The organism is Moraxella boevrei DSM 14165 (assembly GCF_000379845.1).
Lineage (GTDB): Bacteria > Pseudomonadota > Gammaproteobacteria > Pseudomonadales > Moraxellaceae > Faucicola > Faucicola boevrei.
This window is the reverse complement of sequence record NZ_KB903780.1, coordinates 44,320-58,194: the sequence shown is the minus strand read 5'-3', so window position 1 is coordinate 58,194 and position 13,875 is coordinate 44,320. Positions and strand designations below refer to the sequence as shown.

The window sequence follows — 13,875 nt, the reverse complement described above, 5'->3', positions numbered from 1 at the left end:
CCAAGAGAATGCTGAGAAAATACAACGGCATTGATAAGAAAAACTTTCATCTTTTTATTAAAGAATGTGAGTTTCGTTTTAACTATGGCTCGCCTGTAATCAGCTTAGAGTATTGAGAAGATGGTGTGAAATTTGAACTTAATCTAGTTCAGCCCCAAGAAAAATATGGTCTTAAAAATTGGTATTTAAGAGATGTTGATGATTATGTTGGTATTCATGTATATTTTAAAAATGCTAGCAATTTTTATTATCCATGGGAATTACAAATTTGGGACGAAAATGACGCTTTAACTAATATCAAAAATCATATGCTTTATAAAAGAAATTTTGTAAAATAATCTTTTATTATTCAAGACTGTTATTAGGTAGTACAAGACAGATATTTACAATATCTGAAATTATAACCTAACAAGAGTTAGAAATTTATTATCAGAATCAAAAAATTAATGAAAGATTAGAAGAATTTTTAATGTCAAATCTACAATCCAGACGCAATGAATTTAGTCAAAGATTATTGGGTCTTGCACTAGAACCCAATATGACCATTTTGGATATTGGGTGTGGTACAGGCGAATTAAGTTTTTTAGCAAATTCAATATTAAACAACCAATGCAATATTATTGGCATTGATATCAACAAAAAAGCCATTGGAACAGCAACACAATATTGCCAACATACAATTTTTGTGTATGGATATTGATCAATTAGCAACATTAAATAAAAATTTTGATGCAATTATAGCTCGTAGAGTGTTCATGTATTTGCCAAATCCAATGCAAACTTTACAAAAATTATATGCCATTTTAAACACGGGCGGTGTGATTGCCTTGCAAGAAACCGATGCAATTTTTGATGAACTGCCACAATATTTACCATTAAATGAACAAGCGATTGGTTTGGCTTGGAAAACCGTATTAGCAGAAAATGGTGATATTCATATTGGTAGAAAATTATATCAACTGCTAACACAAACAGGTTTTGATATCAAAGAGCATTTTTGTGAAGCAACGATTAAAACAGCGGACACCATTTCAGATTTGGCGTGGCTCATTGGTGTAATGCGTGAAAGAATGGAAAGTTTTGGTTTATTAAAAGACAATTCGCCAATTTTAAGTGCTTTAAATCACAATACTTTGGCAGAACAATTAGCCGATGAATTAAAAAATAGTGAAAATGGCATATTTTTACAAGATATGGCATTTGGTATTGTTGCAACAAAAGATAAATAACTATGACCAACCACAAGCCCGACATTCGTAAATCCAACCCCTGCCCCCCTTGCCCAAAAACCGCTACCACTTGGGAAAGATGTATTTATTGGCTTGGCATTGGCTTAGGTTCTGGCTTACCCAAAAAAGCGGCTGGCACTTGGGGGACGGTGGGTGGACTTGTGATGGCATTACCGATGTTATTATTGGGCTTTTTGGGGTTTTTTGCCATGACCGTTTTGGGTTGTTTGATTGGCAGTTTTATTTGTGGCAAGACATCAGATTTAATGCAAGTTCACGATGACCCGCACATTGTGTTTGATGAATGGGTAGGAATGTGGATTGCATTATTGCCAAGCGTTTGGTTATTGGCAAGTACACAAAGTGGCAATAAGGCAGGATTAGCCCATTTACACCCAAGTGTGGTTTTATTATTTATCATACCTTTTGTTTTATTTCGCTTTTTTGATATTATCAAGCCTTTTCCGATTAAATGGGTAGATAAAAATGTTGATGGCGGTTTTGGCATTTTGATTGATGATGTGTTGGCAGGGGTGATGGCAGGGGTAATTTGTTATGTGCTTTTTATGCCTTGACAAAGAAAAATTTTTCAATCCAAACAAATGGTTAGAAAAGTTGGTTTAACAAGTTTGCTTAGTTTTCTAAGTATTTTTGTTGTATCTTTAGCTTATTACAACAAAGGCGATTTACCAAATATATTTTTTAATGGTATTATCGCCTTTGATTATGTTAAGTGATTGATTGATTTCTAAATTTTGTAAGCTATCATTCATTATAGAAATTTACCACGACCCACCTGCTCCACCACCGCCAAAGCCTCCACCGCCTCCGCCGTAGCCCCCGCCACCAAAACCGCCACCGCCAAAACCACCGCCACCAAAGCCCCCTGTCGGTACAATCACAACGCCACCGCCACGTCTACCACCTGTATTGCGGATTAACAAGAACACAAATAGCAATATGGCAATGATTAAACTAGTAAAAAAACCAAAACCAAATAAAGTTCCGCCAATTACCACGCCACCTGCGGTAATGCTCGCCCCCAAAAACCGTCCAAAAATCCCTGTCAATACAAACCCCACAAACAACGCCATAATCGCAAAGGGAATGGGCGATACTCCACTGACTTGCTGTTGTTTGGCTTGTTCGGCGTCGGCTTGGGCAAGGATTTGTGGATCGGTGGTTAGGCGTTCTTCAATCCGATTTAACCCAGCATTTAGCCCACCTGCATAATCCCCTTGTTTAAAGTACGGCGTGATGTCTTCACGGATAATGCGTTTGGCAATGGCATCAGGCACGACCCCTTCCAAGCCGTAGCCTGTTAAAATCTGTAAATCACGGTCGTTCACCGCCACCACAATCAGCAGTCCGTTGTCGCTGTCCTTGCCACCCAACTGCCAACGCTCGGCAACTTGCATGGCATAGCTAAAAATATCTGTACCGTTGGTAGTCGGTACAATCACAATCGCAGGCTGTGCCAAGCCACGTTGATAAATTTGGCGGATTTTGTGTTCAAGGGCGGATTTTTCACTGGCGGTTAAAACCCGTGCTTGGTCAATCACTGCACTTTGCAATGCCAAATCCTTGCTATCCACCCCTTCCACCCCTTTTTCAGTGGATTGACGAGGCATGGTTTGGGTCGTTTGATTGTCTGAAGTTTGGCTTGAACTTTGATTTGATGCTTGATTTTGCGTGCCTGTTGGCAAGGGTAAGGCATCATGATTTAGGGTTTCTTGAATGGCTTCATTACCAAATACCGCGTCATTCACCGCTTCGTTTTGTTTGGCAACTTGCCCCAACGCCACCATGTCCGCCACGCTGTGTGATTGCAAGATATTGTCGTTGTTTGTGGCAGTCGCTGTTGCCGTGGCTTGATTGGCATGATTGCTATTGGCAGTTGCGGTCGCTGTTTCGGCAAGGCTTGGATTTGACAAAAACAAGGCAGTCAACATGGCAAACCATGCTGATTTTACAAATGTGGGTGATGAAAGGGTAGTTTTTACCAACATAACATGACGAACCTTTTTAAAGCCAAACCGTAATGATTGCAAATTAAACGACTAATTCAAAATATTTATTAAGAATAAAACTCAATTAAAATAATTATTGAGCTGTTGCCGTTGCTGAATTACCTGACGTGGTGGCGGTCGCTGTCCCTGTATTAGCCGTATTTGGGGTGACAACATTTTGCACAGGTTGCCCGCCTGCATTGGCAGTATTTGGGTTGGCTTGGACAGGTTGTCCACCTGCATTAGCGGTATTGTTATTGTTGCCAAAATCAACAGTCGGTGCGACAGAGATTTGGGCTTCATTACCGACAGTGAAGTTTGGACGTGTGTGCATACCGAACACTTTTGCGGTTAGGTTAGTTGGGAATTGGCGAACCGTGGTGTTGTAGGTTTGCACGTCTTGGATATAGCGACCACGAGCCACGGTAATGCGATTTTCCGTACCTTCAAGTTGGGCTTGCAGTTCTTGGAACTGACGGTCGGCTTTTAGGTCTGGATAACGCTCGGACACCGCCATTAAACGAGATAACGCACCGCCGAGTTGGTCTTGGGCTTGTTGAAAACGTTGGAATGAGGCAGGGTCGTTTAACACCTCAGGGGTGACTTGAATAGACGTGGCTGCCGAACGAGCTTGGGTAACTTGGGTAAGTGTGGCTTGCTCGTGTTGGGCGTATTGGGCAACGACTTTGACAAGGTTTGGGATTAAGTCGGCACGGCGTTGGTATTGGTTAACGACTTCTGACCATGAGGCGTTGATTTGCTCATCTTGGGCTTGCATGGCGTTATAGCCACAGCCTGTTAAGTTGGCAGAGCCGACAATAATAGCAGTGGCTAGGGCAAAGTGTTTGGCGGTTTGGGCGTTGATTTTCATAAAAATACCTAATCTTGTTATCAATTTTATGTCGGTATTATCATGGTATTGGTACGGTTTGTAAGTTTATTATTTGTTAAATGTGTGTGTTTTTGTTAACGTTTTTTTTAAAAAAACTTTTAACAGTTCATTCAACCCTTTACCAAAAATAGTAACAAAAGAAAATTAAACTCAAAAAATGTCCCCTATCAACACCCGTTTGACCAGCTGAAATAATGTTTGGAATTGTTATCATACTGATAAATCTGCCAAATCCCCTTTTTGTTCAAGCCATATTTTACGGTCGCTTGCTCGTTTTTTTGCCAAAAGCATATCCATGATCGCATCGGTGGCGTGATGGTCGTCTAAATCCAACTGCACAAGTCTGCGAGTATCAGGGTTCATCGTGGTTTCTCTGAGTTGTTCGGCACTCATTTCACCGAGCCCCTTAAAGCGAGTGATTTGGGCTTTTTTGGTTTTTGGCAATTTTTTCAAAATATGCTCAAGCTCGTCATTATCAAGAGCGTATGCCACCTCTTTACCAATGTCAATGCGGTAAAGCGGTGGCATAGCGACAAACAAATGCCCCGCTTCCACAACTGCCGAAAAATGTTTGACAAATAACGCACACAGCAAAGTGGCAATGTGCAAACCGTCCGAGTCAGCGTCCGCTAGAATACAAATTTTGTCGTAACGCAGTTCGGACAAATCATCAGAATTGGGGTCAACACCAATGGCAATCGCAATGTTGTGAATTTCTTCACTGGCTAAAACGGTATCGCTAGAGACTTCCCACGAGTTTAAAATCTTCCCACGAAGTGGCATAATCGCCTGAAAATGACGGTCTCTTGCTTGTTTTGCACTACCGCCTGCCGAATCACCTTCTACCAAAAACAACTCTGCACCATCTCGCAAAGTCGCACGACAGTCGGCTAATTTACCAGGCAAGGCAGGACCTTGAGTGATTTTTTTGCGTTCGACCTTTTTGGCAGATTTCAAGCGTGTGCCAGCTTTTGTAATAGCAAGTTCGGCGATTTGTTTGGCAATTTCAGTGTTTTGGTTAAGCCACAGGCTAAAGCCGTCTTTGGCAAATGATTGCACGACCGACACCGCTTCACGGCTAGATAGGCGTTCTTTGGTTTGTCCACTAAATTGGGGTTCGGAGAATTTTAAAGATACAATAAAGTTCACGCCGTCCCACACGTCATCGGCGGTGAGTTTGACATTTCTTGGCAATAAATTGTGCAGTTCGCAAAACTCTTTTAACGCATCGGTGATGCCTGTACGTAATCCGTTGACGTGCGTGCCACCTTGGATTGTGGGGATTAGGTTCACATAGCTTTCTTGCACGGTTGCCCCGTCGTCCACATTCCAGTTTAGGGCAAAATTAAGTCCTGCTCGCTCACCTTTTTTGGCCTCATAATCAAAGACATAAGGTAACTCTGGCACGGTGGCATTATCACCAATTTGCTCAGTTAAATATTGCGATAAGCCATTGTCAAATTGCCAAACCTCCGTCTCATTATCAATTTCATTGATAAAAGTAATGGTTAAACCTGCCGATAACACTGCCTTGGCTTTTAGGTGGTGTTTTAATTGCTTGATGTTAAATTTTGGCGTATCAAAATAGCTTTCATTGACCCAAAATTGCACTTTTGTGCCACGTTTTTTTTTGTTAGAACTTGGCTTGACTGCTAAGGGTGCGGTAGGTTCACCCTCGACAAAATTCATACTAAATTCTTCGCCAGACCGCCACACGGTCACCTCCACACGGTGCGACAAGGCATTCACGACACTAATGCCCACACCGTGCAGACCGCCTGAGACTTGGTAGTTGTCGGTGGAAAATTTTCCGCCTGCATGCAGTTTGGTTAGGATAATCTCAATGCCCGACTGGTTAAATTCTGGGTGAATGTCGGTCGGCATGCCCCGTCCGTCATCTTCCACCGACAAGGAGTTGTCAGGGTGCAAAATAATGGTAATATTTTTGGCATATCCTGCTAAAGCCTCATCCACCGAATTGTCGATGACTTCTTGGGCAAGGTGGTTTGGGCGGGTCGTGTCGGTGTACATACCTGCACGACGACGCACAGGGTCAAGACCTTCTAATACTTCTAAACTTTGACTGGTGTATTTACTCACTATTAATTCTACCTATAATTTTTTAAAACAGATTTAAAAATGTTCTTCTTTGCTATCGAAATTTAAGAATTTTTCTCTAGTCTCATTATATTTCTTTGCATTTACCCCGCTCTTATCCTCAGGTAAATGAAAAAAACATAGTGGAATATGCCTAACTTTATACGGATAACCACTTGTACCATGTATATGTTGAGTATATAAACTTCTATCTTTTCCACTGTGTGGAATAATACAAAGCTGATTTAACTCCAATTTCTTTCCTTCTAAAAAACTATTCCAAGCATCCATCACATTTTTTTCACTATCATCTGCACTTCTTGGATGAATATAAATAAACATTGCACCACAATCTGCATTCCCTTGACATTTACTATAACGAGTCGTTAATTGCTTAAATCCACCGTATAAATAATCAGTATTATAGTTATTCTTACCTCCAAAAATTTTTGCTTCAGCTAACCATCTATATGAGCCAGCACTTACTGAAATATCAGCATTACCATTTTTATCGCTGTCGTATTCTGCAGAATAGTTTTTAGACTTCAAATTCGTATAGATATGATATGAAATATTTTTTTCGTTCCTATCAATAAAATTTTCTACGCCATCCATCATATCTGCAACTATTAAGTCAATATCTTCATTTAACTGGCTAATGAAATCTTCGTATGAAAGTTTTGAGGCAATATTTCTTATCGCTAAATCTTCTGCATATGGGAAATCGTTAAAACTATTCACTAAGTTCCTCCAATTTACTAATCAATAAATCAGAAGGAACAAAGTATGGCAAAACTATTTCATTAAATTCAACTTTTGAAACTTTTCTGTCATTGCGTGGGTCTATATAGATATTTGTTTTATAACTTTCATAAATGATTTCAATATCCAAATCATACCAATTACTATCATCATTCAAATAATGAAACTTCTGCTCCAAAAAATCGACGTTTGGATGTACAAGAATATAGACTATTTTTATAAATATAGATTTTTGTTTATCATTATCCCTATCTAATTTTGAAATATTAAATAGGGAAGAAAAATCAAAAAACTTGTCTTTATTAAGTTTTTCTCTTTCTACAATATTTTCTATAATATTAAAACAGGATTCTTCTAATAAATATCCATCTTCTCTGCCTTCAATAAGATATTTAGTTTTTAATTCAAAAAAACTTTTTATTTTCATTAGATTAGCTTCCATTTTAAACATCTCATTTAAAAGAAATAATTTTATCTATGCAAAATTGCAAGCTTTCAAATTTTGTTAAATTATATAAAATTGCATATCTGATTTCTGAAGTTGCTGAAGATCTGTATTCTCTATATCCCATTTCTATAGCTATTATTGGATTATCTTTATTCTCTAAAGAATATATTTTTCTAATCCCAAAATAATCAGGGCTAACATTTTTGATACCTTCATCATAAAATTTATCTTGCCTAGCATCTAATTTTTGAGTTGAACTACCACCTGTATAAGAGTATGAACCATCATCTGTTGCAAAACCATGTTTGGTTACTTTACCATTCAATTCTTTTTCCATTTTTGCAATACAGGGTCTTAAATTAATTGGCTTTAAATTAAATTTAGAAAAACTATTTTTAAAAATATCACTAATTTTGCCGTAAGCTTTATCTAGTTCAGCTTTTATAAACTTTCCATTATCTAAGTCTAGCCCATAAATGAGACAATTATTTTTTAAATCTATTGCAACAAAATCGAATATTGTTACATTGTGTTTAACTACCTTTAGAACATCAATAACTTCTCCATCATCCTCAATATTTTGAGCTTTAGCCATTAGAGAGGGAGAATGTACTTTTTCAACATAAGATCGAAAACCCTTTATATAGTATAAAAATAATGTATCACTAGCTTTATAAATTTTACTAGAATATCGGTCATTATTATTAGGCAGTGAGTAATCAAATAAACTCTCATCACCTAATTTAAATTTGCTATTGAACAAGCTATGGGTATCAAATAAATTTTTAATTTCTTTTAACTCATCTATGGGAACTTCGTATAAATAGATTCTTTTTGAAGCTAAGGCGGTATTATATTCTAGCAAATTTTCAATCTTTTCAAACATCCCAGTAATTATTTTACTAGCATCTTTACCCTCTAGCTTTTCTATTTTCTGAGCAACTGCTTCTGAACCCACAGATGAGGATAATCCCGCCTTTTTCGCAATGCTGTTTAAATCGTCAAATGGAAACTTTCTAACCTTTAGCTGACGAATATTGCTAGCTAATATTTCTCGTTTTTTATCGAGAGTGTATTTGTCTTTTTGTGAGTTTTTTTTCATATTCCACTCCTTAAAATTAAGTTTAGGTTTTTAAAAAATTGATTAACTTAGTCACTAATAACTTGCAACAGTTGCTCTTTACTTGGTAAAATCGTCTGATAACGACTGGCAAAAATTTGCGTATTGTCAGCAGGCAAGGTAAATTCCACCACTGATTGATTTTTATCTTGGCACAAAATAATGCCAATCGTGGGATTTTCATCGTCAAGTTTCATCTGACGGTCATAAAAATTCACGTACATTTGCATCTGTCCGATATCTTGATGTTTTAACTTGCCAATTTTTAAATCAATCAACACAAAACAACGTAACAAGCGATTATAAAACACCAAATCCACAAAAAAATGCTGTTCATCAAAGCTAATCCGTTCTTGGCGACCAACAAACGTAAAACCCGCCCCAAGCTCCAACAAAAACTGCTCTAACTTGTCAATCAATTGGTTTTCAAGCTCATTTTCAGAATACAAATTTTGCTCTGGCAGACCTAAAAACTCCAAAATATAAGGGTCTTTGATTAAATCTTGTGGTTTTTCAATCACTTGCCCTGTCAATGCCAGCTTTAAAACATCGTCTTTATTTTTACTCAAACTAAGGCGTGTAAACAACGCCGTATCGTACTGACGTTCTAACTCTCGCAAGCTCCAATTGTGCTTAATGCTTTCAATTTCATAAAATTGGCGTTCTAACGGGTCGGCAATTCGCATGAGTTTTAAATAATGCGAATAACTTAGCTGAAATTGCGACAACACTGTTGGCGAAATTTGTAACTCATTGTTTTTACTTGCAATAAATGCTCGTTGCTCGCTATAAACCAAATAAAACTGACGCATTCTTTGTAAATTGCGTTCGGAAAATCCCTTACCAAATTCAGCGGTTAATTGCGTGGATAATTTTGCCAACTGCTGTTTGCCATATTCCGCTCGCAGTTGTCCGTTTTGCTCATCTTCAACAATCATTCGCCCAATTTCAAAATAAGCGTGCGTCATTGTGCTATTGACCGTCTGCACCAGATTTTGGCGTGAACGGTGCAAAATTTCGGCGATTTTGGTAAATAAATTGTCGGAGATAGTATTCATCTTGTTAAAAAAAATTTAAAATCAATTAAATAATTGGTTGTTATTCATTTCACTGGCTTTAACATCAAAACTATAAAACGGTGTTTTATTGGCTTGCTCACTAATCGCCGTATGCAAATCCGCACGATTAGCTTGATAAAATTATTATAAACGCATCTCATCAATAGAAACTGCTTGTTTTGGCGTTGGTAACATTCCGTCCAAATCCGTAATTGGACGATTTTTTGCTCGCAACACAATACTACGGTCAGGCATCATCACCCAAGTTAATTCTTGACCTTCTTTAAGGGATAGCATCGTCATCACATCGCTAGGAATGGTGGTTTGTCCATCATGAACGACTGATTTTAGCATACAGATTTTCCTTTGTTAAAATATTAAAACACTCTTTATTTTACTTTAAACAAAACTAAAATAGACCAAACCTACGTTTAGCCTATTTAAACCAACAATCTTTAACTAATCATGGTTTATTTTTTGCTTTTCGGATTAATTTCAAGCAATTCCACATCAAAAATCAAGACGCTATTTGGCTCAATATCCACATTACCTGCTTCGCCATACGCCAAATTTGCAGGCACAACAAACTGATATTTTGAACCAACAGGCATTAACTGCAAGCCTTCCACCCAACCATCAATCACTTGACCAAGTGGAAAAACGGACGGCTCGCCACGTTTATAAGAGCTGTCAAATACCGTACCGTCAATCAATCGCCCTTCATAATTCACCGAAACCGTGTCTTTGGCGGTCGGTTTTTTGCCGTTGGCATTGGTTAAAACCTTGTATTGTAGCCCTGATTTGGTGGTTTTTACGCCTGATTTTTTGGCGTTTTCTTTGAGATAAGCATTGCCTTGTTCCAGATTTTTTTTGCCCAATGCTTCAATTTCTTTGGCATATTCGGCTTCTTTATTTTTTTGGTAATCTAACAATACTTGTTTAATTTGGGCTTCGGTTAATGCAGGGGTGTTACCGATATACGCATCACGAAAGCCTTGAAAATAGGCATCTAGCACAAGGTCATCGGCACTGTCTTTATTGCCATCGCCCATCATGTAGCCAAAACTGTAGCCAACTTTTTGTAAGGTGTCGCTAGTTGGGCTGACAACGGTTGTTTTCGGTAAATATTTTGAGTCTGCCACGCTGGTTTTGCTGATGTTATTATCGGCAGATGCGATATTTGCCACACTTGCCAATATCGCAAGGGTGCAAATGCTTAACTTCTTTATCATATTAATTCTCTTTTTAATTTTTTAAAATAAATGAAACAATTTATTTTTGGTGGGTTACGCACAGTCACCCACGCTACAATTTTTTAAAAAATGATTTTTAACAAGTCATTATTTTGCCGTTGATGCGGTTACCGCTTGCTGCATTTGGGTTTCTAGTTGTTTAATTTGCTCTTCCATGTTGTTGCCATTTAGCTCAATTTTTTGGGTGTCTTGGGCTTGGGTTGGATTAACTTTTAACAACTCCACGTCAAAAATCAACACGCTATTTGGCTCAATACCCCCTTGCGGTGCCCCTTGTTCGCCATAAGCTAGATTTGACGGTACATAAAAGCGGTATTTCGCCCCTTCCCCCATTAATTGCAAGCCTTCTGTCCACCCTGGAATGACTTGATTTAGCGGAAATTCAGCGGGTTGTCCGCCATGTTGAGCGGTGCTGTCAAATACTGTGCCGTCAATGAGTTTACCTTCATAATTGACCGAAACAATATCGGTCGCTTTTGGTTTGGTAGCATTGCCTTCTTTTAACACTTCATATTGTAAGCCTGATGCGGTGGTTTTGATTTTTGGATTTTTCTTGTTTTCTGCCAAAAATTGTTGACCTTTTGCTAAATTCCCTTCAGTCATCGCTTTCATTTGGCGTTCTTGGTAAGCCATAACCGCTTGTTCCATTTGTTCACGGGTTAGCACCGATTGTTTACCCGCTTGACCATCTTGCAAGCCTTGAATAATATCGGCTTGTTTTAAATCTTTGGCACTTTGGGCAACGTTTGAGCCCATCATATAGCCCAAGCTGTAGCCCGCTTTGGTAACATCATCGCTTTGGGCAGTAATGGTGCTACCACCAGTCGTGCCACCGCTTGCCAAACGTCCAACGTTCGCGACTTGTGGATTGTCGCCAAAACTTTTCATAAAAATAGGCGTTAACGCCACAGCACCCAACACGATGCCAGCCAAAACAGGAACGGTTTTATTGCTCATAAAAAATCCTAGATGTGTGTCAAAAACAAAAAAATTACCCGCTATAATAACAGAAAATCCGCCTAAAATATGCAAAAAATTTAGCATTTTGGCAAAAACTTTGTGCAATTTTAAAATTAATTTACATTTTATTACATCTGTTTACAAAAAACTGCTTAATTTATCGCTTTAGCAACTTTTTTATACTGTTTTTTTGAGAGTTTTTAGTTTAAAGTAAGCAAACTTTATCTAAACAATACAATCACTTGATAATTATTTTTTAATATCAAGTGTTAACGTGACGTTTGGATAATCGTTTTTTAAAACATATATTTTTTTATAAGCAAGATTGCAATTTACCAAAAATCTAAAGGATTTATCGTTGGATAAGTCCTATTTTTTTGTAAAAATTGCATTTGGGGGATTTATGGATAATTTTTTTATCAATTTTAACCAAAGCCTTGGTTCATCGGTGGTTACGATGATTGGGGCATTGGTGATTTTTTTAATTGGCTGGATTTTGGCAGGTATCATCGGCTCTGCAGTGCATAAATTACTGGCAAAAATCAACCTTAACCAAAAAATGAACGCATCAACAGGCAAAACTTACGACATCGCTCGCTTGTTGTCTCGCATTGCATTTTGGTTTGTGTTTGTCATTGGCATTTCGGCATCGCTCAGTTTCTTGCGTTTGGATGCGATTTCTGTGCCATTTGCTAATATGATTAATCAAGTGTTGTTGTTTATTCCAAATCTAATCGGTGCGACAATGTTGGCGGTGCTTGGTTTTGTGATTGCGACCATTGCTCGCACGGCTTTGACAGGGGCGTTAAATCGTACAACTTTGGACGAAAAATTGACCCAGCAAGCAGGCGTTCAGCCAATGAGCGACAATATTGCCAATATTGCGTATTGGTTTATTTTGTTGATGTTTTTGCCAATGGTTTTACAACAATTAGGCTTAACAGGTTTATTAACACCTGTTAATAATATGATTGGCAAAGCCCTTGATTTTGTACCAAATATTGTCGTTGCTGGCGTTTTGTTCTTTGTTGGCTTAGTGATTGCCAAAATCTTGCGTGGTATCGCTACCAACGTGGTGGCAAGTTTGAACATTCAAGCCTTGACCGATAAAGCAGGCATTAGCAATAAAATGCAAATGTCAAATATGGCAGGGACGTTGGTGTATCTACTGGTGATGATTACCACGATTATCATGGCGTTAGATGCGTTAAAGATTGAGTCAATCTCTCGCCCTGCGACCAATATGTTAAACCAAATCATGACTGCCATTCCAAATATCATTGCGGCGGCGGCGATTTTGGGCTTAACCTATTATATGATGAAATTTGTGGCAAATATTGTTAAAAACTTACTAGAAAATACAGGCATTAACGACTTGCCAACCAAATTGGGCTTACAAAATGTATTAAATACCAATCCTCATATTATTGAGCCAAATCAACCAGTTACTGCTAAAAATACCAAAGTTTCGGATATTATCGGTTGCTTGATTGTGTTTTTTGCGATGTTATTTGCAACGATTGAAGCATCAAACTTGCTTGGTTTTGACCACATCAGCAATTTAATCACCATGTTTATTGAATTTGGGGCTCAAATTTTGCTTGGTGCAGTGATTTTGGCAATTGGTTTTTGGTTGGCAAATCTACTGGCAGGCATGGTACAACGCTCACCAAGTGGCTCAACCTTTTTGGCAAACCTTGTGCGTGTATTAATCATGGGCTTAGTACTTGCCATGGGCTTACGTGCGATGGGTATCGCCGATTCAATCGTGAACTTGGCATTTGGTTTAACGCTTGGTTCAGTTGCTGTGGCATTCGCTTTGGCGTTTGGTTTGGGCGGTCGTGATGCGGCAGCTCGTTTGCTAAAAAATATTCAAGATAAAGCCGAAGCAGAAACCGAAGCAAAAAAATTGTTAAAACCAACTAGCAGTTTTTTAAGCGATGACTTAAAACCAAAAACAGACGATTAATCTGCGGTTAAATGACTTTTAAAAATGAAAACGCTCCGAAATGGGGCGTTTTTTTATGCTAGCAAAACTCTCTAAGTC

At 38.3% G+C, this 13,875-nt stretch carries 12 protein-coding genes and 3 pseudogenes; 5 read left to right on the top strand and 10 right to left on the bottom strand.

Annotated features, from left to right (window positions below):
• From A3G3_RS14480 to A3G3_RS0105375, 4 genes and pseudogenes are all read left to right on the top strand, one after another.
• Positions 1–136 (top strand): annotated as a pseudogene (locus A3G3_RS14480) (IS1595 family transposase); the annotation flags it as partial.
• Positions 126–338 (top strand): hypothetical protein, encoded by a 213-nt coding sequence (locus tag A3G3_RS0105390; protein WP_019519520.1) that lies wholly within the window; start codon positions 126–128, stop codon positions 336–338. The pseudogene A3G3_RS14480 and the gene A3G3_RS0105390, both read left to right, overlap by 11 nt.
• 173 nt (positions 339–511) lie before the next feature.
• A pseudogene (locus A3G3_RS0105380) lies at positions 512–1,229 on the top strand (class I SAM-dependent methyltransferase); the annotation flags it as partial.
• A 2-nt stretch (positions 1,230–1,231) separates the two neighbouring features.
• Complete coding sequence (locus A3G3_RS0105375) at positions 1,232–1,804, top strand: phosphatidylglycerophosphatase A family protein (protein WP_019519519.1); 573 nt, start codon at positions 1,232–1,234, stop codon at positions 1,802–1,804.
• Positions 1,805–2,011: 207 nt separating this feature from the next.
• On the opposite strand, the gene A3G3_RS14815 is transcribed toward A3G3_RS0105375, so the two are convergent.
• The 10 genes and pseudogenes from A3G3_RS14815 to A3G3_RS0105315 form a co-directional block, all read right to left on the bottom strand.
• Complete coding sequence (locus A3G3_RS14815; RefSeq protein ID WP_019519518.1) at positions 2,012–3,238, bottom strand: TPM domain-containing protein; 1,227 nt, start codon at positions 3,236–3,238, stop codon at positions 2,012–2,014.
• Between the two features lie 238 nt (positions 3,239–3,476).
• Positions 3,477–4,109: pseudogene (locus A3G3_RS13230) on the bottom strand (LemA family protein); the annotation flags it as partial.
• A gap of 231 nt (positions 4,110–4,340) precedes the next feature.
• Entirely contained in the window at positions 4,341–6,230 is a 1,890-nt protein-coding gene (gene parE, locus A3G3_RS0105355) for a DNA topoisomerase IV subunit B (RefSeq protein ID WP_019519516.1), read from the bottom strand.
• 33 nt (positions 6,231–6,263) lie between these two features.
• Positions 6,264–6,968 (bottom strand): hypothetical protein, encoded by a 705-nt coding sequence (locus tag A3G3_RS0105350; protein WP_019519515.1) that lies wholly within the window; start codon positions 6,966–6,968, stop codon positions 6,264–6,266.
• Positions 6,961–7,431 (bottom strand): hypothetical protein, encoded by a 471-nt coding sequence (locus A3G3_RS0105345; protein ID WP_156802106.1) that lies wholly within the window; start codon positions 7,429–7,431, stop codon positions 6,961–6,963. Before A3G3_RS0105345 ends, A3G3_RS0105350 begins: the two co-directional genes overlap by 8 nt.
• Before the next feature lie 10 nt (positions 7,432–7,441).
• A complete protein-coding gene (locus A3G3_RS0105340; RefSeq protein WP_019519513.1) occupies positions 7,442–8,539 on the bottom strand; it encodes a hypothetical protein in 1,098 nt (365 codons plus the stop codon).
• A 47-nt stretch (positions 8,540–8,586) separates the two neighbouring features.
• The gene (locus A3G3_RS0105335; RefSeq protein WP_019519512.1) at positions 8,587–9,615 is read right to left on the bottom strand and encodes a PDDEXK nuclease domain-containing protein; all 1,029 of its coding nucleotides are present in this window, start codon (positions 9,613–9,615) and stop codon (positions 8,587–8,589) included.
• Between the two features lie 144 nt (positions 9,616–9,759).
• On the bottom strand, positions 9,760–9,969 hold the full coding sequence (locus A3G3_RS0105325) for an AbrB/MazE/SpoVT family DNA-binding domain-containing protein (RefSeq protein WP_019519510.1): 210 nt from the start codon (positions 9,967–9,969) through the stop codon (positions 9,760–9,762).
• A gap of 116 nt (positions 9,970–10,085) precedes the next feature.
• Entirely contained in the window at positions 10,086–10,847 is a 762-nt protein-coding gene (locus A3G3_RS0105320) for an FKBP-type peptidyl-prolyl cis-trans isomerase (protein ID WP_019519509.1), read from the bottom strand.
• A gap of 108 nt (positions 10,848–10,955) precedes the next feature.
• A complete protein-coding gene (locus tag A3G3_RS0105315; protein ID WP_019519508.1) occupies positions 10,956–11,825 on the bottom strand; it encodes an FKBP-type peptidyl-prolyl cis-trans isomerase in 870 nt (289 codons plus the stop codon).
• A gap of 406 nt (positions 11,826–12,231) precedes the next feature.
• Between A3G3_RS0105315 and A3G3_RS0105310 the strand changes: the two genes are divergently transcribed.
• A complete protein-coding gene (locus tag A3G3_RS0105310; protein WP_040631334.1) occupies positions 12,232–13,797 on the top strand; it encodes a mechanosensitive ion channel in 1,566 nt (521 codons plus the stop codon).
• Positions 13,798–13,875: the final 78 nt, after the last annotated feature.